Source organism: Serratia sp. CY52157, from assembly GCF_052168495.1.
GTDB lineage: Bacteria > Pseudomonadota > Gammaproteobacteria > Enterobacterales > Enterobacteriaceae > Serratia > Serratia ureilytica.
In genome coordinates this window covers 64,065-85,450 of the sequence record NZ_JBJNMO010000003.1, presented here as the reverse complement: position 1 = coordinate 85,450, position 21,386 = coordinate 64,065, and the positions used below count along the sequence as shown (strand labels likewise).

Annotated in this window: 17 protein-coding genes and 3 tRNA genes; 8 read left to right on the top strand and 12 right to left on the bottom strand. The window is 61.0% G+C overall.

Going from position 1 to position 21,386, the window contains the following annotated elements:
• Position 1: 1 nt before the first annotated feature.
• The 7 genes from hflX to nnr all read right to left on the bottom strand — a co-directional run bounded on the left by hflX (position 2) and on the right by nnr (position 8,443).
• Positions 2-1,282 (bottom strand): ribosome rescue GTPase HflX, encoded by a 1,281-nt coding sequence (gene hflX, locus ACJ8IP_RS14240; protein WP_033641625.1) that lies wholly within the window; start codon positions 1,280-1,282, stop codon positions 2-4.
• A 98-nt stretch (positions 1,283-1,380) separates the two neighbouring features.
• Entirely contained in the window at positions 1,381-1,689 is a 309-nt protein-coding gene (gene hfq, locus ACJ8IP_RS14235; protein ID WP_004933678.1) for an RNA chaperone Hfq, read from the bottom strand.
• A 114-nt stretch (positions 1,690-1,803) separates the two neighbouring features.
• Positions 1,804-2,745 carry a tRNA (adenosine(37)-N6)-dimethylallyltransferase MiaA gene (gene miaA / locus ACJ8IP_RS14230; protein WP_108680083.1) on the bottom strand — a complete coding sequence of 314 codons (942 nt, stop codon included), beginning with the start codon at positions 2,743-2,745 and terminating at the stop codon, positions 1,804-1,806.
• Entirely contained in the window at positions 2,738-4,621 is a 1,884-nt protein-coding gene (gene mutL, locus ACJ8IP_RS14225) for a DNA mismatch repair endonuclease MutL (protein ID WP_099783302.1), read from the bottom strand. The genes miaA and mutL overlap by 8 nt, the downstream gene beginning before the upstream one ends.
• 22 nt (positions 4,622-4,643) lie before the next feature.
• Complete coding sequence (amiB, locus tag ACJ8IP_RS14220; RefSeq protein ID WP_033651497.1) at positions 4,644-6,440, bottom strand: N-acetylmuramoyl-L-alanine amidase AmiB; 1,797 nt, start codon at positions 6,438-6,440, stop codon at positions 4,644-4,646.
• Positions 6,441-6,447: 7 nt separating this feature from the next.
• Complete coding sequence (tsaE, locus tag ACJ8IP_RS14215) at positions 6,448-6,918, bottom strand: tRNA (adenosine(37)-N6)-threonylcarbamoyltransferase complex ATPase subunit type 1 TsaE (RefSeq protein WP_025305017.1); 471 nt, start codon at positions 6,916-6,918, stop codon at positions 6,448-6,450.
• 10 nt (positions 6,919-6,928) lie between these two features.
• On the bottom strand, positions 6,929-8,443 hold the full coding sequence (gene nnr / locus ACJ8IP_RS14210) for a bifunctional ADP-dependent NAD(P)H-hydrate dehydratase/NAD(P)H-hydrate epimerase (RefSeq protein ID WP_164106779.1): 1,515 nt from the start codon (positions 8,441-8,443) through the stop codon (positions 6,929-6,931).
• On the opposite strand from nnr, the gene queG reads away from it, so the two are divergent.
• On the top strand, positions 8,442-9,581 hold the full coding sequence (gene queG / locus ACJ8IP_RS14205; RefSeq protein ID WP_164106777.1) for a tRNA epoxyqueuosine(34) reductase QueG: 1,140 nt from the start codon (positions 8,442-8,444) through the stop codon (positions 9,579-9,581). The two genes, nnr and queG, sit on opposite strands and share 2 nt — an antisense overlap.
• A 311-nt stretch (positions 9,582-9,892) precedes the next feature.
• Here queG and ACJ8IP_RS14200 read toward each other — a convergent pair.
• From ACJ8IP_RS14200 to orn, 4 genes are all read right to left on the bottom strand, one after another.
• A tRNA-Gly gene (locus ACJ8IP_RS14200) sits at positions 9,893-9,968 on the bottom strand.
• 54 nt (positions 9,969-10,022) lie between these two features.
• A tRNA-Gly gene (locus tag ACJ8IP_RS14195) sits at positions 10,023-10,098 on the bottom strand.
• A gap of 66 nt (positions 10,099-10,164) precedes the next feature.
• Positions 10,165-10,240 (bottom strand) — tRNA-Gly (locus ACJ8IP_RS14190).
• Positions 10,241-10,432: 192 nt separating this feature from the next.
• Positions 10,433-10,978, bottom strand: a complete 546-nt coding sequence (orn, locus tag ACJ8IP_RS14185; protein WP_033641618.1) for an oligoribonuclease — start codon at positions 10,976-10,978, stop codon at positions 10,433-10,435.
• 245 nt (positions 10,979-11,223) lie between these two features.
• Here orn and rsgA point away from each other — a divergent pair, with 245 nt between their 5' ends.
• The 3 genes from rsgA (at position 11,224) to mscM (ending at position 16,604) form a co-directional block, all read left to right on the top strand.
• Positions 11,224-12,273: a small ribosomal subunit biogenesis GTPase RsgA gene (gene rsgA / locus ACJ8IP_RS14180; protein ID WP_033641617.1), complete on the top strand. Its 1,050-nt coding sequence runs from the start codon at positions 11,224-11,226 to the stop codon at positions 12,271-12,273.
• Positions 12,274-12,349: 76 nt separating this feature from the next.
• Positions 12,350-13,243, top strand: coding sequence for an archaetidylserine decarboxylase (asd, locus tag ACJ8IP_RS14175; RefSeq protein WP_089192471.1), 894 nt, complete (start codon positions 12,350-12,352; stop codon positions 13,241-13,243).
• Between the two features lie 13 nt (positions 13,244-13,256).
• Positions 13,257-16,604 (top strand): miniconductance mechanosensitive channel MscM, encoded by a 3,348-nt coding sequence (mscM, locus tag ACJ8IP_RS14170; RefSeq protein ID WP_042783512.1) that lies wholly within the window; start codon positions 13,257-13,259, stop codon positions 16,602-16,604.
• Positions 16,605-16,674: 70 nt separating this feature from the next.
• Here the strand turns inward: mscM and epmA are convergent, their stop codons facing one another.
• Positions 16,675-17,652 carry an elongation factor P--(R)-beta-lysine ligase gene (gene epmA / locus ACJ8IP_RS14165; protein WP_004929681.1) on the bottom strand — a complete coding sequence of 326 codons (978 nt, stop codon included), beginning with the start codon at positions 17,650-17,652 and terminating at the stop codon, positions 16,675-16,677.
• A 385-nt stretch (positions 17,653-18,037) separates the two neighbouring features.
• Between epmA and frdA the strand changes: the two genes are divergently transcribed.
• Genes frdA through frdD form a run of 4 tightly spaced genes read left to right on the top strand, consistent with a single transcriptional unit; the run spans position 18,038 to position 21,340 of the window.
• Positions 18,038-19,834, top strand: coding sequence for a fumarate reductase (quinol) flavoprotein subunit (frdA, locus tag ACJ8IP_RS14160; protein ID WP_442524433.1), 1,797 nt, complete (start codon positions 18,038-18,040; stop codon positions 19,832-19,834).
• A complete protein-coding gene (locus ACJ8IP_RS14155; protein WP_442524432.1) occupies positions 19,827-20,561 on the top strand; it encodes a succinate dehydrogenase/fumarate reductase iron-sulfur subunit in 735 nt (244 codons plus the stop codon). The genes frdA and ACJ8IP_RS14155 overlap by 8 nt, the downstream gene beginning before the upstream one ends.
• Before the next feature lie 14 nt (positions 20,562-20,575).
• The gene (gene frdC / locus ACJ8IP_RS14150) at positions 20,576-20,968 is read left to right on the top strand and encodes a fumarate reductase subunit FrdC (RefSeq protein WP_025305010.1); all 393 of its coding nucleotides are present in this window, start codon (positions 20,576-20,578) and stop codon (positions 20,966-20,968) included.
• A gap of 12 nt (positions 20,969-20,980) precedes the next feature.
• Entirely contained in the window at positions 20,981-21,340 is a 360-nt protein-coding gene (frdD, locus tag ACJ8IP_RS14145; protein WP_004929672.1) for a fumarate reductase subunit FrdD, read from the top strand.
• Positions 21,341-21,386: the final 46 nt, after the last annotated feature.

Here is a 21,386-nt window from a genome sequence, read left to right as displayed (position 1 = left end):
ATCATACGATAAAGTCAATCAGGTCCTGTTCTTGCTTGCAGAGACGACGCCATTCGACGATCGGCATTCGCACCACCACGCCAATGCTGCCGTCCTCTTCGTTCCACTCTTTTTCAATCGCCTGAAGCTGGTAAAAACGGCTGCGAAGACGGCCTGCCCGTGGCGGTAAGCGCAATTCGTAATGCGCGATCTCCCCCGATAAGCGCTCCGTCAACGCCTGATACAGCAACGGAATACCCTCTCCGCTGGCGGCGGACAGCCACACCCGGATCGGCAGGTTTTCATCGTTGCGGTCGATACGCGGCACAAAATCGTCCAGCATATCTATTTTGTTCATCACTAACAGTGTAGGGATTTCATCCGAGTCTATCTCCGCCAGCACGGTGTTCACCGCGTCGATGTTCTCGTCGACACGCGGATCCGCCGCGTCGATGACGTGCAGCAGCAAAGAGGCCTGGCGCGTCTCCTGCAGCGTCGCCTTGAAGGCGGCCACCAGATCGTGCGGCAGGTGCCGGATAAAGCCTACGGTATCCGCCAACACGGTATCCCCCACGTCCGGCACGTCAATGCGCCGCAACGTAGGATCCAGGGTGGCAAATAGCTGGTCCGCCGCATACACCTCGGCAGACGTTATTCGGTTAAACAGGGTGGATTTGCCGGCGTTGGTATAGCCCACCAGCGATACGGTCGGCACATCGGCGCGGGTCCGCGCGCGTCGGCCTTGTTCACGCTGCTTCTCTACCCGCTCCAGGCGGCGCAGAATCAAGCTGATGCGATCGCGTAACAGGCGACGGTCGGTCTCAAGCTGGGTTTCCCCCGGCCCGCGCAGGCCTATCCCCCCTTTTTGCCGCTCCAGGTGCGTCCAGCCGCGTACCAGACGCGTGGCGATGTGACGCAGCTGCGCCAGCTCCACCTGCAGCTTACCTTCATGGGTGCGGGCACGCTGGGCGAAAATGTCTAAAATCAGCCCGGTGCGATCGATCACCCGGCATTCGCACAGGCGCTCGAGGTTTCTTTCCTGCGCCGGGGAAAGGGAATGATCAAACAGGACAACAGACGCGCCGCTGGCTTTCACCGCATCTGCAATTTCTTCGGCCTTTCCTTCACCGACAAAGTACTTCGGATGCGGGGCTTTGCGGCTACCAGTCACCACTTGCAAAGCTTCTACACCGGCTGAGGAGACCAGCGATTCGAACTCGCTGAGATCTTCCGTATCTTTGTCTTGCGAGAAATAGATATGAACCAGTACGGCCTGCTCACCGGCTTCATAACGGTCAAACAAGCGTGCAACCTCTCAAACGGACACTCACCGTGAGTTTGGGGGACATAAACAGCACGCGGCTGCTTATGCTCCCCGTCATGGTTGACTTGCAACGCGCTTTATTCAGCGTCATCGCTTTCCTGCTGCGGCTGTTGCTGCGCAGACGGATTGTTACCATGGTGATAGTTGCTTGAACCGCCGCTCGGATTGTTGCTGTGATGCGAGACCGGGCGTGACGGGACAACGGTAGAGATAGCGTGCTTGTACACCATCTGGCTAACCGTGTTCTTCAACAGGATGACAAACTGGTCAAAAGACTCAATCTGGCCTTGCAGCTTAATACCATTCACCAAATAAATAGAAACCGGAACACGTTCACGACGCAATGCGTTCAGGAACGGATCTTGCAAAGATTGCCCCTTAGCCATTCTATCTTTTCCTTATTTGCTTGTTGTTTGTAACTAAGAACCTGTCGGCTCTAAAATAAACGACGTAAAAAATTTGCGCGCTGAATACTCAGCAATTGTACACAATCACCCAACCTATGCACTAACAACCTGTGTCACCGAGTCCAAAGCCTCTCCCGGCTTTTCACTGTCCAACCAATGGACCGACTCCCAACCCCGTAACCAGGTCATCTGGCGTTTAGCCAACTGACGTGTTGCGCAAATACCACGATAAACCATCTCATCGTAACTAATTTCACCAGACAAGTATGACCACATCTGGCGGTAACCGACACAGCGAATGGAGGGCAAGTCCGTATGCAAATCACCCCGTGCGAAAAGTGCACGCGCTTCCGTCTCAAAACCCGCCGCCAACATGTGATGGTACCGCAGCTCGATGCGTTGATGGATCAACTCACGGCTGGTCGGCGCTATCGCAAATTGGTGAACTTGATACGGTAACGATTCACCCGAAATTTTAGTCAGTTCCGTTAAAGTTTTACCCGAAATAAAAAAAACTTCCAGTGCTCTGGACAGTCTCTGCGGATCATTCGGATGAATTCTCACTGCCGCGACCGGATCGATCGCCTGTAACTGACGGTGCAGCGCCTCCCAGCCCTGCTCCGCCGCTTGCCGTTCGATGCGCTCGCGCACCGCGGGATCGGCGGACGGCAACGGCGACAATCCTTCCAGCAACGCCTTGAAATACAACATGGTGCCGCCCACCAACAGCGGAATGCGGCCGGCGGCGGTGATGTCGGCCATCTCTTTCAGCGCATCGGCGCGGAACTCCGCAGCCGAGTAAGCTTCGGCGGGATCGCGAATATCGATCAGCCGATGCGGCGCCTGCGCCAATTCTTCGGCGCTCGGCTTGGCGGTGCCGATATCCATGCCGCGATAAATCAGCGCGGAATCGACGCTGATCAGTTCCACCGGCAGGCGCTCGCGCAGCGCGATCGCCAGCGCGGTCTTGCCCGAGGCGGTCGGCCCCATAATGAAAATAGCCGGGGGACGTGATGTCATTTCAGTTTCAGTCATGCTTGAGGGCCGCCAGTGCGGCCTGTAAATCAACGGGTTGTAAAAGTCCGCTCGGTGGCGATTTGACCAGCTGCGGGCAAAGTCGTTCAACGTCGGTCAGCAATTGTATCGCTTGCGAGGTGTTCCACTGTTCATGTTCGCTGCCGAGACGGCGAGCGAGCCAGGTGGCCAACACCGCGGGCGACATCTCCTGATGCTCGGCCAGATAGCCTAACAGTTCGGGTATCAGTTTTTGTAAATTTTGTTGGCGTAATGGTAAAGGCACTGCGCGCAGCGTCACACGGCCGTGATCCGTCTGCAAATCCAGCCCCATCATCGTCAGCAGCGCCTGATGCCGCGCGATGGCCGCCGCTTCGTTCTTGTCCAACGTCAGCTTGACTGGGATCAGCAGCGGCTGCGGCCGCAGCCCTTCCGTCGGCGGATTGAGCTGCGCCTGGCGCAGCCAGCGCTCGGCCACCGTCAGGTTGAGCAACGCCGGCTGCTGGCGCTGTTCAATCAGTGCGTAGCACGGCGGATGGATCATCAGCACCCGGCCAAAGCTGTGTTGCCCGCTCGCCAACGGCGTTTCCACGGCGGCTTTCACCGGTGGGAACAGCGGCGGCCGACTCGGGGCTTCCGGCGCGGCCTCAGCCTGCGGCTCGGCGGCAGGCCGCATCAGTTTGCCGTACAGCTCGCCTTCGCGTTTCTGGTAACCGCCCGCCGTTTGCCAACCGGGCTGCGGCGCGCGCTCGCGGGCAGCGCCGGCCGGTGGCGGCGTTTCGCGACGCGGCGCCGGCTGTGAAAAATGGTTGCCGCCGGCGGCGACGCGGTTTTCCTGCTGCCAGACCGGCGCAGGCGCCTCGTCAGGCGTTTCCGCCAGCGGCAGCGACGGCGTCTGCCCGGCCTGTTGCAGCACCGTGGTCACCGCCTGGTAGATAAAATCGTGCACCAGCCGCGCCTGATGGAAACGCACCTCGTGTTTGGCGGGATGAACGTTGACGTCCACCTGGTGCGGATCCACCTCCAGATACAACACGTAAGCGGGCTGCTGATCGTCTTTCAGCTGATCCTGATAGGCCTGACGAATGGCGTGGTTGATCAAGCGATCGCGCATCATGCGGCTGTTGACGTAGCAATACTGCATTTCACCCAGCTGGCGCGCCCCGTCCGGATCCGCCACCCAACCGCGGATGCTCAGATCGCCATGCTGCCAGTCGATGTTCAGCGCATGCTGCAAAAACGCCGGGCCGCAGATGCTGCCCAAACGGCGCTCGTGCTGGCTTTCTTCCTTCGCCGCACGATATTGGCGGATCAGTTTGCCGTTGTGGCTGAGGTTGATCGCCACATCGAAGCGCGCCAGCGCGATGCGCCGCACCACTTCATCGATATGGCCGAATTCGGTTTTCTCGGTGCGCATGAACTTGCGGCGCGCCGGGGTGTTGTAAAACAGATCCAGCACTTCCAGCGTGCTGCCGACCGGGTGCGCGGCGGGTTTGACCGTCACCGCCTGTTCGCGCCCTTCGGCATAGGCTTGCCACGCTTCGCTCTGGTCTGCGGTGCGCGACGTCAGGGTCAAACGGGAAACCGAGCTGATGCTGGCCAGCGCTTCGCCGCGAAAACCGAGGCTGACGATCGCCTCCAGGTCGTCGAGCGTGCTGATTTTACTGGTGGCGTGCCGCGCCAGCGCCAGCGCCAGATCGTCCTTGCCGATGCCGCAGCCGTTGTCGCGAATGCGGATCAACTTGGCGCCGCCGCGTTCGATATCGATATCGATGCGCGTCGCACCGGCGTCCAGGCTGTTTTCCACCAGCTCTTTGACGACCGACGCGGGGCGTTCAACCACCTCTCCGGCGGCGATCTGGTTGGCGAGCTGTGGCGGTAACACCTGGATAGGCATGCTGACTCCTGTAGCGGTGGCGCTAGGCCTGCGGAATGGTCAGCGTCCGATCCAGCGGCGCGACGTCCGACTTCAGATTATTGACCCGTTTCAAATCGCCGACGCTGACCCCGTAGCGAGAAGCGATGGAGGACAGCGTGTCCCCGCGGGCCACTTTATGTTTAGACGGCTTCTTCGCCGGCGTTTTCGCTTTGGCGACGGCGGTGACGGCGGCGGTTTTCCCCGCCGGTACCTTCAGGCGTTGCCCAACCCACACGCCGTCTTTCTTCAGTTTGTTCAGATCCCGCAGCGCCGCCATGGTCGTGCCGTAGCTGTCGGCGATGCCGGACAGCGTCTCCGCCCGTTTCACCACGTGGATCTGGGTCTTGCCGCTTACGCTGCGGCTCGCGCCGGCCGAGCTGACGATAGGCTCAGGCTGGCGCACGTCTGGTGTTGAGGTGTTAACCGCCGCTGCGACGTCCAGCGGTCGGTTTTCCACCTTTGGGTCGGCTTGCAGCGGATGCGCCAGGAAGTAGCTGCGCAGGCCGTTATGAATGGCCTTGGCAATCTTCTCCTGATACGCGCTACTGCCCAGCAGCCGCTCCTCCGTGCTATTACTGATAAATCCTGTTTCCACCAGCAGCGATGGAATATCCGGCGAACGCAGCACGCCCAGGCTGGCGTGTTCCGGCCGGCGTTTATGCAACGATCCGACGCTCTGCAGCTGCTGCAGCACCTTCACCGCCACATCGTAGCCAACGCGCTGCGAGTGGCCGAACTGCAGATCCAGCACCGCCTGGCTCAGATAAGGGTCGGCCTGGCTGTTGGCCAGCAAGTCGCCGGCGCCGCCGAGCAGCTCGGACTGCTTCTCATGCTGTTCGAGCCAACCGGCCATTTCGCTGTTGGCGCGGCGATTGGACAGCACCCAGACGGAAGCCCCGCTGGCGCTGCGGTTTGGCGCGGCGTCGGCGTGGATGGAGACCAGCACGTTGGCGCCCTGTTTACGCGCAACGTCGGAACGCCCCATCACCGAAATAAAATAGTCGCCGTTACGTGTCAGCACCGGCTTGAACTGCGGATCGGCGTCCAACATCGCCTGCAGGCGGCGCGCGATGGCGATAGTGACATTCTTTTCTTTCAACCCGCTCGGGCCGATGGCGCCCGGATCCTGGCCGCCGTGGCCGGCGTCGATCGCCACCACCACCCGATCGCCGGAACCGGCGGAAACGCGGCTGCTGCGTGGCGTCACCTCAGTGGCGGTGCCCGCGACAACGCTCTGTTTATTGGTAAAGGGATTCGATCCCGTCGGCGCTTTGCGCAGCGGCGGCTCCGGCGCTTCACGCACCGCGACCGGCGCCTGACGCGGCGGTTGGCTAACGGCGACCGGCGCAGGCGTTTGGACCGGCGCTTTACGCGCCACGGTATTGACGCCGCCTTCGGCCGTTAGGGTGAATACCACGGTGTGCACGCCGCCGTTCTGGCGGGTGGAGACGCGGGTTTTAGCGCGCTGAGTCAGATCAAACACCAGGCGCACGCTCTGAGCGTCTTTCGGCGCGCTGGAGCGAATGCTTTTCACCAGGTTTTGGCCGCTGAAATTGAGCGGCAGCCCGCCGACCTTGCCTTTCTGGTTGACGTCCAGCACCACGCGCTCCGGGCCGTGCAGCGGGAAAAACGCGTAGTCCGGCGGGCCATTGAAGCTCACCGACACCGTCGCTTCGCGCTGGGCGTTGGACACTTTGATATCGGACAGCGAGGACGCCGCCAGCGCGTTCAACGCGCCGAGCGGCCCCAGCACGGCGATCAGCATGATGACCGCAAATTTTTTCAACGCATGCGTCATTGCAGCATCATCCCTGTGATCCATGAATACGGTCTAACAGCTGGCTGCCGTAAGCAGAAATCGCCTCGATCTTCGCCTCTCGCCCCTCGCCCTGATAGCTGAGGTGCAGCGCCAGATCCGGCTCCGGCAGCACGCCGGTGCCCTGCTGCGGCCATTCGACCAGGCAGATGGCGTCTTGCGCGAAGTAATCGCGAATGCCCATAAATTCAAGCTCTTCCGGATCGGCCAGGCGATACAGATCGAAGTGATATACCGCCAAGGGCTGCAAGGCATAGGGCTCCACCAGCGTGTAGGTCGGGCTTTTGACATTGCCCTGATGCCCCAACGCCTGCAGGAAGCCACGGCTGAAGGTGGTTTTACCGGCGCCCAGGTCGCCGTAGAGATAGATGACGCTGGCGCGATCGCAGGCCTTGGCCAAAGTGGTGCCCAAAGCGACAGTCGCTGCCTCGTCCGGCAGAGGTAAAACGAGTTCTTTCATTCGATAAAGTCTATTTTGCCCACTCAGGGTTAACGAAATGAAGGATGTCCGGCAGTAAATCGGTCGCCAACATGCCTCTTGTTCCTTGTCTTTCCGCTACGCGATCGCCGGCCGCGCCGTGTACGACACTGCCCGCACAGGCGGCATCATACAGCGAGAGCTTTTGCGCCAGCAAACCGCCGATGATGCCCGACAGCACATCGCCCATGCCGCCGGAGGCCATGCCGGCATTGCCGACGTCGGCGATCGCCATCTGGCCCTGCTCATCGGCGATCAGGGTGCCGGCGCCTTTCAGCACCGCCACGCCGCCATAGCGCGCCGTCAGGTTACGCACGGCAAGTAAGCGATCACTCTCGATGTCGGCAGTGCTGCAGCTCAACAGCCGCGCCGCCTCTCCGGGATGCGGAGTCATCACGCGATTCTGCCGTTTCTCGGGATTTAATGCCAGCAAGTTCAGCGCATCGGCGTCCCACAAGGCCGGTTTATCGCTGGTTTGCAGCACGTTCAAGGCATTTTTGCCCCACTCAGCCTGGCCCAGCCCCGGGCCAATCACCAGCACGTCCGCCCATTGCATCGCCTGCCGCAAGGCCGTCTCGTCCAGCGCCTGCGCCATCAACTCCGGCCTGGCCGCCAGCAGCGGCGCGACGTGCTCAATGTGAGTAAGCACTCGCACCAATCCAGCCCCGCTGCGCAGTGCCGCTTCCGCCGCCATGCGAATGGCGCCGCCGAATCCGCGGTCGCCGCCCACCAGCAGCAGACGGCCATGCTCGCCCTTATGGGCGCAGGGGCGCCGCGGATGCAGCCAGCGCGGCAACGCCTCGGCGGTAAGCCGCTGAATCTGTTCCGGTTGCTTCGCCAACCAATCCGATAAGCCTAGCGTATTCTGATGAAGTTGCCCGACCCAGTCGCGCGCCTGCCCGGTCAGCAAGCCCGGCTTGAGGCCAATGAACGTGACGGTATGCGCGGCACGCACGACCGCGCCCGGCGCCGCGCCGCTTTCCGCCAGCAGCCCGGACGGAATATCGAGCGCCACCACCGGCGCCGAATGGCGGTTGGCGGCCTCGATCAGCGCATCGTAAGGCGCGCGCGGCGCGCTGCCCAGGCCGGTGCCTAACAGACCGTCGATAATAAGAGAGACGGACGCCGGCCAGCGGCTGTTCGCCGGCAGAATATCGCCGCCAGCGGCCAGCCAAGCCTCGCGGGCCGCTGCGGCCTCCGGCGGCAAAGGGCGTGCGCCTTCGCAGGCGATCACCGTCACCTGCACGCCCGCCGCCTTCGCCAAACGCGCCACCATATAGCCGTCGCCGCCGTTGTTGCCGTGGCCACAGAGCACCAGCCAGTGGTTGCAGGAGGGATAAGTGTCGCGCGCCAGTACGTAGGCCGCCTGACCGGCGCGCAGCATTAAATCGTAAAGAGAAAGACCGAGCGAGGCCGCCGCCGCAGGTTCCGAACGACGGATCCAATCCGCAGGCCAGACAGAGTGTGGTAAACTGTCAGCGTATGCTTTTTCACTGTGGCCCGTCATGACGCACCCCCTCGATCTCCATCAACTCGCCCAACATATCAAGCAATGGGGGCAATCGCTAGGATTCCAGCAGGTTGGCATCTGCGATACCGATCTCAGCCTGGAAGAGCCGAAGCTGCAGGCCTGGCTCGACAAACAGTACCACGGCGAGATGGAGTGGATGGCGCGCCACGGCATGCTGCGCGCGCGCCCTCACGAGCTGTTGCCGGGCACGCTGCGGGTGATCAGCGTGCGCATGAACTACCTGCCGGCCAAGGCGGCGTTCGCCAGCACCCTGCAGAACCCGCAATTGGGCTACGTCAGCCGCTATGCGCTGGGGCGCGATTATCACAAGCTGTTGCGTCAGCGCCTGAAAAAGTTGGGCGATCAGATCCAGGCCTACTGCGGCGAACTGAATTTCCGCCCCTTTGTCGACTCGGCGCCGGTTATGGAGCGCGCGCTGGCCGCCAAGGCGGGCATCGGCTGGGTTGGTAAACACTCACTAATTCTTAACCGCGAAGCCGGATCCTGGTTTTTCCTCGGCGAACTGCTGATCGACCTACCGCTGCCGGTGGATCAGCCGCAGGAAGAGCAGTGCGGCCGCTGCGTCGCCTGCATCACCACTTGCCCGACCGGGGCCATCGTCGCGCCCTACACCGTCGATGCCCGGCGCTGCATTTCCTATCTGACCATCGAACTGGAAGGCGCGATCCCGGAGGAATTCCGGCCGCTGCTCGGCAACCGTATCTACGGCTGCGACGACTGCCAGCTGATCTGCCCGTGGAACCGATTTTCGCAACTCACCGACGAAGACGATTTCAGCCCGCGTGCCGCGCTGCATGCGCCGCAGCTGCTCGATCTGTTCAGTTGGACGGAAGAAAAATTCCTGCGCATCACCGAAGGCTCGGCGATACGCCGCATCGGTCACCTGCGCTGGCTGCGCAATATCGCCGTGGCGCTGGGCAATGCGCCTTATGAGGACAGCATCGTGCTCGCGCTGCGCACGCGTTTGGACCAGGACGCCATGCTGGACGAACATATCCACTGGGCACTGGCGCAACAGCTCGCTCGCCGTGAAGCGCAGGGCATCGAGGTGCAAACGGCGCAGAAAAAACGGTTGATACGGGCTGTGGAAAAAGGTTTGCCAAGGGATGCCTGACGGCGTGCGCCGCGCGGGCGTATCGCCCGAAATCTCACTCTGTGGATTTGTGCATAAAAATAAAAACACGTTGTCTTTCAACTGCAACAAAAAGAGCAAGTGATCGGCATAACGTTTTGGGATAAATAAATAAGCTTATAAATCAAATGTATAAATATTTAATTTGTATGACGTTGATTTTTCAGGCTGGCGGGTTTATGTACAGAGGCTGTGGATAACTCTGTTCACAACGTTTTTAGCAGGTGTGTAAAACGGGACAAAAACCCGCGCCGGAGAAGGCGTTGGATTTGAGTTTGAAACGAAGAGAAAATTGGAGCGGGAAACGAGACTCGAACTCGCGACCCCGACCTTGGCAAGGTCGTGCTCTACCAACTGAGCTATTCCCGCATTGAGATGCTTTTGGCATCCGGTCACCAAACACTGGCGTGACCTTTGAATTTTTGGAGCGGGAAACGAGGCTCGAACTCGCGACCTCAACCTTGGCAAGGTTGCGCTCTACCAACTGAGCTATTCCCGCGTCGCATAGGTACTGCTTGATACTGCTTTATTTATTCATCATGCCGCATCGCGACATTGTTGAATTTGGAGCGGGAAACGAGACTCGAACTCGCGACCCCGACCTTGGCAAGGTCGTGCTCTACCAACTGAGCTATTCCCGCCCGGCGTATCGATGGTGGAACGTTACGAAATTCTTCATCGGTACGGGGTGCGCATTATACGAGAAATCCTTTTTGTCGCAAGCCCCTGAAAGCAAAAAAACGCGATTTTTGTTTGATTGCCGATTAAAGCGCCAGATTGGCGAATTAAGCGGCTAAAAACGGCGTTTTTTCCCCGCAGAGGCCGCCATCGCCTTAAAGCTGAATGAAATGCTCGCGGTAATAAGCCAGTTCGGCCACCGATTCGCGAATGTCATCCAGCGCCTGATGGGTGCCCTGCTTCTTAAAGCCGCCGAGAATTTCCGGCTTCCAACGGCGCGCCAGTTCTTTCAGCGTGCTGACGTCCAGGTAGCGGTAATGGAAGTAGGCCTCCAGCTCCGGCATGTAGCGGAACAGGAAACGGCGATCCTGGCCCACGCTGTTGCCGCAGATCGGCGATTTACCGGCCGGCACCCATTGCTGCAGGAAGGCGATGGTTTCCAGCTCGGCGGCGCGATCGTCCTGCCGGCTGGCTTTCACCCGCTCCACCAGCCCGCTGCCGGTATGGGTGCGCACGTTCCACTCGTCCATCAAGGCCAGCTGCTCGTCGGATTGGTGCACGGCGATCACCGGCCCTTCCGCCAGGATGTTCAGATTGGCGTCGGTGACCAGCGTGGCGATCTCGATAATGCGGTCACGCTCGGGATCCAGCCCGGTCATCTCCAAATCGATCCAAATCAGGTTATTTTCGTTTGCTGTCATGATGTTTCCTGCCTAAAAGCCGAGAGAAAAACGCTGTGCGGACGAGACGACGGCCGCCGCCGATGGCGACGCGCCGCAGCCGGCGGCTAACAACGGTTATTTAATATAAAATAGCGTGTATCATAGTCTTTTTGGTCGCCATGGGCGACATATACCCTGACGGGTTCAAGGCTGCGCCGGGGGCAAGTCCCCCGCCGCGGCTGTGCGTATACGTAAAGGTATAAAACCGATTCAAGTGAGGCGCAGTGAGTAAGAACAAACTGTCCAAAGGTCAGCAACGCCGCGTGCAGGCGAACCATCAGCGCCGTCTGAAGCGCGCCGATAACAAACCGGAACCGGATGATTCCCAGCTGGGCGAGCCGCAGGAAGGCGTCGTCATCAGCCGTTTCGGCATGCACGCCGACGTTGAGGCGCCGGATGGCACTCAGCACCGCTGCAACATCCGCCGCACATTGCGTTCGCTGGTGACCGGCGATCGCGTGGTGTGGCGCCCCGGCCTGGGCGCCCATGAAGGGGTAAAAGGCATTGTGGAAGCGGTGCACGAACGCACCTCGGTGCTGACGCGCCCGGACTTCTATGACGGCGTGAAGCCGATCGCCGCCAATATCAATCAGATCGTCATCGTGTCGGCGATCCTGCCCGAGCTGTCACTGAACATCATCGACCGTTATCTGGTGGCCTGCGAAACGCTCGAAGTCGAGCCGCTGATCGTGCTCAACAAAATTGACCTGCTGGACGCCGAAGCGCGCAAGCTGGTCGATGGCATGATGGATATCTATCGCAAAATTGGCTACCGGGTGCTGGAAGTCTCCAGCCAAACGCGGGAAGGCATGGCGGAGTTCGAACAGGCGCTGGCCGGGCGCATCAGCATCTTCGCCGGTCAGTCCGGGGTCGGCAAGTCCAGCTTGCTGAACGCGCTGCTGCCGCCGTCTGAAGAGCAAATTCTGGTAAATCAGGTTTCCGACGTCTCGGGCCTCGGGCAACATACCACCACCGCCGCGCGGCTGTACCATTTCCAGCACGGCGGCGACGTAATCGACTCCCCGGGGGTGCGCGAGTTTGGCCTGTGGCACCTGGAGCCGGAACAAATCACCCGCGGCTTTGTCGAATTCCGTGATTATTTAGGCGGTTGCAAATTCCGCGACTGCCGCCACGATACCGATCCCGGCTGCGCCATTCGCGCGGCAATGGAGAAAGGCGATATCGCGCAAGAGCGGTTCGACAACTATCACCGTATTCTGGAAAGCATGGCGCAGGTGAAGGTTCGCAAGAACTTCACGGACGCCGCAGACTGACACTGACGAGCGAGCATTGACGACGGCGGAGCCCTCGTTACAATGCGCGCCCTTTACCCTGATTCACGAGGTTAACGTGCTGGATAGCATCAAGATTAAACTGCAATATTGGCTGCCGAAGCTGGCGCTGACCCGCCTGGCGGGCTGGGGCGCCGACAAACGGGCCGGCTGGCTGACCCAACTGGTGGTCAAAACCTTCGCCCGCTTCTACCGCGTGGACATGCAGGAAGCGCAAAACCCGGATCTGGCGTCTTACGCCACCTTCAACGACTTCTTCGTGCGCCCGCTGCGCGACGGCGCGCGCCCCATCATCGCCGACGCCAACTGGCTGGCGCTGCCCGCCGATGGCGCCATCAGCCAGCTCGGCCCGATCCGCGAGGATCAAATCTTCCAGGCCAAAGGCCACCACTACAGCCTCGAAGCGCTGCTGGCCGGCAACTATCTGTTGGCCGAGCCGTTCCGCAACGGCCTGTTCGCCACTACCTATCTGGCGCCGCGCGACTATCACCGCGTACACATGCCGTGCGCCGGCGTGCTGCGCGAAATGATCTATGTGCCGGGCGATTTGTTCTCGGTCAACCCGCTCACCGCCGCCAACGTGCCTAATCTGTTCGCGCGCAACGAGCGCGTGATCTGCGTATTCGACACCGACATTGGGCCGATGGTGCAAATCCTGGTCGGCGCCACCATCGTCGGCAGCATCGAAACCGTCTGGGCCGGCACCGTCACGCCGCCGCGTGAAGGCATCATCAAGCGCTGGACCTACCCGGCCGCCGGCGAAGAAGGCGCCATCGCGCTGGAAAAAGGCGCCGAGATGGGCCGTTTCAAACTCGGCTCCACGGTGATCAACCTGTTTACCGCAGGCAGCGTGCAGTTTGCTCCGCAGCTGCATAACGGCACCGTCACCCGCATGGGTGAAGCCTTCGCCGAAATTCCGGCCGCCGCTGAAACGCCACAGACCCCGCTCTAAAGGAATCGACGCCGTGCGCCTTTTCATCACGCTTTTGCTCGGTTGCCTGCTGTGGCAACCGGCGCTGGCCGCCCCCGTGCCGACCGAGACCCAGCTCAAACAGGAGCTGAAGCAGGCGGAAAGCAGCAAAAACGCGCCGAATCAGGCGGAAACCACCGAGGCGCTGCAAAGCGCCCTCAACTGGCTGACGGAGCGCAAAGAGTCGCAGACTCGCTCCGAGCAGTATCAGAGGGTGATCGACGATTTTCCGAAGATGACGCAGGAGCTGCGCCGTCAGCTGGTGCTGGAAAGCAACAAGATCTTGCCTAACGGCGACGATCTGCCGGCCGCCGAGCTGGAACAGCAGATCCTGCAAACCAGCAGCCTGCTGCTGGAACAGGCGCGCCTGCTGCAGCAAGAACAGGATCGCACGCGGGAGATCAGCGATTCGCTCGGCCAGCTGCCGCAGCAGCAGACCGACGCCCGCCGTGCGCTGACGGAAGTGCAGCGCCGCCTGCAGGCGCAGCCCGCCAACCCGACCACGCCGTATGCGCAGGCCGCCCTGGCCTTGCTGCAGGCCGAAGCCGCGGCGCGCAAAGCCAAAGTGGACGAGCTGGAGCTGGCGCAGCTGTCGGCCAACAACCGTCAGGAGCTGGCGCGCATGCGCGCCGAGGTCTATAAAAAGCGCCACGAGAAAATAGACGTTCAACTGCAGGCGCTGCGCAATAACCTCAACGCCCAACGCCAACGCGAAGCAGAGCTGGCGCTGGAAAAAACCGAGCAGTTGGCCGAGCAGAACGGCGATTTGCCAAAAAGCATCAGCCAGCAGCTGCAGATCAACCGCGAACTGTCCGCCGCGCTGAACAGCCAGGCGCAGCGCATGGATCTGATTTCATCGCAGCAGCGGCAGGCGGCGGCGCAGACGCTGCAGGTGCGCCAGGCGCTGAGCACCATCATCGAGCAGGCCCAGTGGCTCGGTTCGTCGTCGGCGCTGGGGGAAACCCTGCGCGCCCAGGTGGCGACACTGCCGGAAATGCCCAAGCCGCAACAGCTGGACGGCGACATGGCCCAGCTGCGCGTGCAGCGCCTGCAGTTTGAAAACCAGCTGGAAAAACTGTCGCAGCGCGAATTCAAACGCGACGACGGCAGCGCGCTGACCAACCAGGAGCAACGCATCGTCGATGCCCAGCTGCGCACCCAGCGCGAGCTGCTCAACTCGTTATTATCCGGGTGCGACACCCAAATCCTCGAGCTGACCAAGCTGAAGGTGGCCAACACCCAGCTGATCGAAGCCTTGAACGAAATTCGCGACGCCACCCACCGCTATCTGTTCTGGGTGCCGGACGTCAATCCGATCAACTTCTCCTACCCGCTCAACGTGGCGCACGATCTGACGCGCGTCCTGTCGCTGGACACGCTGTCTCAACTCGGCGGCGCCTTCATGATGATGGTGACCAGCCGCGAAACGCTGATCCCGATCTTCGGCGCCCTGCTGCTGGTGATTTTCAGCATCAGCTCGCGCAAGCATTACCACGCCTTCCTCGAGCGCGCGAGCAGCCGTGTCGGCAAGGTGACGCAGGACGAATTCTTCCTGACGGTGCGCACCGTGTTCTGGTCGATTCTGGTGGCGATGCCGCTGCCGGTGCTGTGGGCCGCGCTCGGTTACGGCCTGCAAAGCGCCTGGAACTACCCGGTGGCGGAAGCGATCGGCAAAGGAGTAACCGCCACGCTGCCGATCCTGTGGATCTGCATGATCTGCGCCGCCTTCGCCCACCCGCAGGGACTGTTCATCGTGCACTTCCGCTGGCCGGCGAAGCAGGTTTCGCGCGCCATGCGCTACTACAAGATGTCGATCTGGCTGATCGTGCCGCTGATCATGGCGCTGATCACCTTCGATAGCCTGAAAGAACGCGAGTTCGCCAACACCCTGGGGCGGCTGTGCTTCATCCTGCTGTGTCTGGCGCTGGCGCTGGTCACCCACAGCCTGAAACGCGCCGGCATTCCGCTGTATCTGGATAAAAACGGCTCCGGCGACAACATGCTCAACAGCGCCTTCTGGGGGCTGCTGCTGTCGGCGCCGCTGCTGGCGGCGCTGGCCTCGACCGTCGGTTACCTCACCACCGCGCAGGCGCTGTTGGCGCGTCTGGAAACTTCGGTGGCGATCTGGTTCCTGCTGCTGGTCGTCTACCACATCATCCGCCGTTGGATGTTGATCCAGCGGCGGCGCATCGCCTTCGATCGCGCCAAGCAGCGCCGCGCCGACATCCTGGCCCAGCGCGCCCGCGGCGAAGACGAAACTTCACATACCCCGAACAGCACCGAAGGCGCCATCGATCCGGACGATTCGGACTTCGATCTGGACACCATCAGCGCCCAGTCGTTGCGGCTGGTGCGTTCGATCCTAACGCTGATCGCGCTGGTGTCGGTGATCGTACTGTGGTCGGAGATCCACTCCGCGTTCGCCTTCCTGGAAAACATCTCGCTGTGGGACGTAACCTCGACGGTGAACGGCGTGGAAACCGCCCATCCGATCACCCTCGGCGCGGTTCTGATCGCCATTCTGGTGTTGATCATCACCATGCAGCTGGTGCGCAACCTGCCGGCGCTGCTGGAGCTGGCGGTGCTGCAGCACCTGGATCTGTCCCCGGGCACCGGCTACGCCATCACCACCATCACCAAGTACCTGCTGCTGCTGTTCGGCGCGGTGCTCAGCTTCGCCTGGATCGGCATCGAATGGTCGAAACTGCAGTGGGTGGTTACCGCGCTCAGTCTGGGGTTGGGCTTCGGCATGCAGGAGATCTTCTCCAACTTCATCTCCGGCTTGATCATCCTGTTCGAGAAACCGATCCGCATCGGCGACACCGTGACGATCCGCAACCTGACCGGCACCGTCACCAAGATCAATACCCGCGCCACCACCATCTCGGACTGGGACCGCAAAGAGATCATCGTGCCGAACAAAGCGTTTATCACCGAGCAGTTCGTCAACTGGTCGCTGTCGGATACCCTGACCCGTGTGGTGCTGACCGTACCGGCGCCGGGCGAGGCCAACAGCGAAGAAGTGACCAAGATCCTGATGAACGCCGCCGAGCGCTGCGCGCTGGTGCTGGATAACCCGGCGCCGGAGGTCTATCTGGTCGATCTGCAGCAAGGCATTCAGATCTTCGAGATGCGTATTTACGCCGCCGAGATGGGCCACCGTATGCCGCTGCGCCATGAGATCCACCAACTGATCCTGGCGGGCTACCGCGAGCACGGTATCACGCTGCCGTACCCGCCGTTCCAGGTGCGTACCGAGACGCTGTCGCGGCTAACCAACAACGGCCGCACGCCGCCGTCCACGCCGGCGCCGAACACCAAGCGCGACGCCGGGGGGTTGTAAGCGCTTCTCGCGATAAAAAAGGGGGTCGGCAAATGCCGACCCCCTTTTTGCTTTTTCGCCGCCTCAAACGTCAGGCGATCCCGACCGGGAAGGCTAATACGTCGCTCAGGCTCTCGGCGCCCAGCGCCAGCATCACCAGACGATCCACGCCCAGCGCCACGCCGGAACACTCCGGCATGCCGTGCTGCAACGCCGCCAACAGGTTGTAGTCGATCGGTTGCTGCGGCAGGCCGCGCTCCGCGCGTTTGCGGTTGTCCTGCTCGAAGCGCTGCTGTTGTTCACGGCCGTCGGTCAGCTCGCGGAAACCGTTCGCCAGCTCGATGCCCTTGAAGTACACCTCGAAACGCTCCGCCACGCGGTGATCTTCGGTGCTGATCTCCGCCAACGCCGCCTGGCTGGCCGGGAAGTGGTACACGAACGCCGGTTTTTCACGGCCGATATGCGGTTCCACGCCCACGGTGAACAGCAGCTGCAGCAGCGTATCGCGATCTTCTTCGGTATCGGCGATGTTGCTCAGATCGAGTTTGGCCGCCGCTTCGCGCAGCTGCGCCTTCTCCGCCGACAGCGGATCGATGTCCAGATGGCGCAGGAACGCCTGCTGATAGGACAGGGTCTCCGCGCTCTCGCAGTCCAGCACCTGTTGCAGCAGATCGTCCACTTCATTCATCAGGCGGTACATGTCGTAGTGCGGACGATACCACTCCAGCATGGTGAATTCCGGGTTGTGATGCCGCCCGGCTTCTTCATTGCGGAAGCTGCGCCCCATTTGGTAGATCGGGCCGCTGCCCGCCGCCAACAGGCGCTTCATGTGATATTCCGGGCTGGTCATCATGTATAGCGTCAGGCCCTCTGCCGCTCCCGGCCCGACGAAACGCGTCTCGAACGGGAACAGGTGAACGTCGGTGACCGTCGCCTGGCTCATGGTGGGCGTCTCAACTTCCAGCACGCCACGATCGGCGAAGAAACGCCGGATCTCAGCCAGAATCGCTGCGCGTTTCAACAAATTGGCGATGGGTGCACTAGGCTGCCAGCTTGCCGTTTCGCTCATGGTAATTAACTCCGAAATCAAACAGGGGATGCAGTCTACTCGCATCCTTGCAGCCAAACAAATTCTTCACGATGCGCAACCGGCGATAACGCCAATTTCCGATAAAAGGGCGGCAAAAGCGCGTTAAAAAGGGTAAAGCCGGCCGAACGCGCAAAAAAACAGACAAGCCTGCCGGGCAAGCGTTAATCGACAAAACAATCGATCACATCAAATTTCGACTACTTAACTTTAGGTATAGTTAATTCCCCATTATTGGTGGGAGATATCTATCCTTAACCTTTAAGCAACATTAATCGGTTCAATTAGTTAGCACCCGAAGAGTTCGCTAAATTTTAAGCATAGATATTTAACTTGCCGTTCTTAACAAGAACATTGGAGGAATGCAGTGCAAACCTTTAACGCCGATCTTGCCATTATTGGGGCCGGGGGCGCTGGTTTACGTGCAGCAATAGCCGCAGCGGAAGCCAATCCCCAACTGAAAATCGCGCTGATCTCTAAGGTCTACCCGATGCGCAGCCACACGGTCGCCGCCGAGGGGGGCTCCGCCGCCGTCACCCAGGATCACGATACCTTCGACTATCACTTCCACGACACCGTTGCCGGCGGCGACTGGCTGTGCGAGCAGGACGTGGTCGATCACTTCGTGCATCAGTGCCCGCGCGAGATGACCCAGCTTGAGCAGTGGGGCTGCCCGTGGAGCCGCAAACCGGACGGTTCGGTCAACGTGCGGCGCTTCGGCGGCATGAAGATCGAACGCACCTGGTTCGCCGCCGACAAGACCGGCTTCCACATGCTGCACACCCTGTTCCAGACCTCGCTGAAATACCCGCAAATCCAACGCTTCGACGAGCACTTCGTGCTGGATATCCTGGTGGATGACGGCCAGGCGCGCGGCCTGGTGGCGCTCAACATGATGGAAGGCACCCGCGTGCAGATCCGCGCCAACGCGGTGGTGATGGCCACCGGCGGCGCCGGGCGCGTTTATCGCTACAACACCAACGGCGGCATCGTTACCGGCGACGGCATGGGCATGGCGTTCCACCACGGCGTACCGCTGCGCGACATGGAGTTCGTGCAGTATCACCCGACCGGCCTGCCCGGTTCCGGCATCCTGATGACCGAGGGCTGCCGCGGCGAAGGCGGCATTCTGGTGAACAAAGACGGCTACCGTTACCTGCAAGACTACGGCATGGGCCCGGAAACCCCGCTGGGCGAGCCGAAGAACAAATACATGGAGCTGGGCCCGCGCGATAAAGTGTCCCAGGCCTTCTGGCACGAATGGCGTGCCGGCCGCACCATCGCCACCCCGCGCGGCGACGTGGTCTACCTCGATCTGCGCCACCTGGGCGAGAAAAAGCTGCTGGAGCGGCTGCCGTTCATCTGTGAACTGGCCAAAGCCTACGTCGGCGTCGATCCGGTGAAAGATCCGATCCCGGTGCGCCCTACCGCGCACTACACCATGGGCGGCATTGAAACCGACCAGAACTGCGAAACCCGCATCAAAGGGCTGTTCGCAGTCGGCGAATGTTCCTCCGTCGGCCTGCACGGTGCCAACCGTCTCGGCTCCAACTCGCTGGCGGAACTGGTGGTATTCGGCCGCGTCGCCGGTGAACACGCCGCGCGCCGCGCGCTGGAAACCGCGCCGGCCAACGGCAGCGCGCTGGATGCGCAAACCCGCGACGTCGAAACCCGCCTGAGCAACCTGATGAAGCAGGAAGGCAACGAAAACTGGGCGAAGATCCGCGACGAAATGGGGCTATCGATGGAAGAAGGCTGCGGCATCTACCGCACGCCGGAGCTGATGCAAAAAACCATCGATAAGCTGGCCGAGCTGAAAGAACGTTTCAAGCGCGTCAAAATCACCGACAACACCAGCGTGTTCAATACCGATCTGCTGTACACCATCGAGCTGGGTTATGGTCTGGACGTCGCTGAATGCATGGCGCACTCCGCATTTAACCGCAAAGAGTCGCGCGGCGCCCACCAGCGCCTGGACGAAGGCTGCACCGAGCGTGACGACGTCAACTTCCTCAAGCATACGCTGGTGTTCCACAATCCGCAGGGCGCGCCGCGTCTCGAATACAGCGACGTGAAAATAACCAAGCTGCCGCCGGCCAAACGCGTCTACGGCGCAGAAGCCGAAGCGCAGGAGAAAAAGAATAAGGAGCAGGCAAATGGCTGAGATGCAAACCCTGAAGATCGACGTCATGCGCTATAACCCGGAAAGCGACGCCGAGCCGCATTTCGTCACTTACGCCGTGCCTTACGACGAACAGACCTCGTTGCTTGATGCGCTGGGCTACATCAAGGATAACCTGGCGCCGGACCTCTCCTACCGCTGGTCTTGCCGCATGGCGATCTGCGGCTCCTGCGGCATGATGGTCAACCGCGTGCCGAAGCTGGCGTGCAAAACCTTCCTGCGCGATTACGTCGGCGGCATGGAGGTCGAAGCGCTGGGCAACTTCCCGATCGAGCGCGATCTGGTGGTCGACATGACCCACTTCATCGAAAGCCTGGAGGCGATCAAGCCGTACATCATCGGCAACGATCGCAAACCGGAGGATGGCCCGAACGTGCAGACTCCGGCGCAGATGGCCAAATACCACCAGTTCTCCGGCTGCATCAACTGCGGCCTGTGCTACGCGGCGTGCCCGCAGTTCGGCCTCAACCCCGAGTTTATCGGCCCGGCGGCGATCACGCTGGCGCACCGCTATAACCTGGACAACCGCGACCACGGCAAGAAACAGCGCATGCCGCAGCTCAACGGCCAAAACGGCGTCTGGAGCTGCACCTTCGTCGGCTATTGCTCCGAAGTCTGTCCGAAACACGTCGATCCCGCCGCCGCTATCCAGCAAGGCAAGGTGGAGAGCGCCAAAGACTTCATGATCGCCATGTTGAAGCCGCAATAAGGGAGAAAATTGCCATGACAACTCAACGTAAGCCCTATGTGCGCACCATGACGCCCACCTGGTGGCAAAAGCTCGGCTTCTACCGTTTCTACATGCTGCGCGAAGGCACCTCGGTGCTGGCGGTCTGGTTCAGCATCGTGCTGCTCTACGGCGTGTTCGCGCTGAAGGGCGGCGCCGAGAGCTGGGCCGGCTTCGTCGGTTTCTTGCAGAATCCGCTGGTGCTGTTAATCAACGTCGTCGCATTGCTGGCGGCGGCGCTGCACACCAAAACCTGGTTCGATCTGGCGCCGAAGGCCGCCAATATCGTGGTCAACAGCGAGAAAATGGGACCGGGCCCCATCGTGAAAGGGCTGTGGGCCGTCACGATCGTCGTCAGCGTGGTCATCCTGGCCGTGGCCCTGTTCTAATCCGGAGGAAACATGATAAATCAAGCACCTAAACGCTCCGACGAGCCGGTTTTCTGGGGATTGTTCGGCGCCGGCGGCATGTGGGGCGCGATCGTCGCGCCGGCTATCGTGCTGCTGGTCGGCATCCTGCTGCCGCTGGGACTGTTCCCCGGTGAAGCGCTGGGTTACGAGCGAGTGCTGGCGTTCTGCCAGAGCCTGATCGGCCGCCTGTTCCTGCTGCTGATGATCATTCTGCCGCTGTGGTGCGGCCTGCACCGCATCCACCATGCGATGCACGATCTGAAGATCCACGTGCCGGCCGGCAAGTGGGTGTTCTACGGTCTGGCGGCAATCCTCAGCGTCGTCACCGTCATCGGCGTCGTCACTCTGTAAACCGCTCGGGTGGCCAACGCCCGTTGGCCGCCCTTTTCTCATCGGC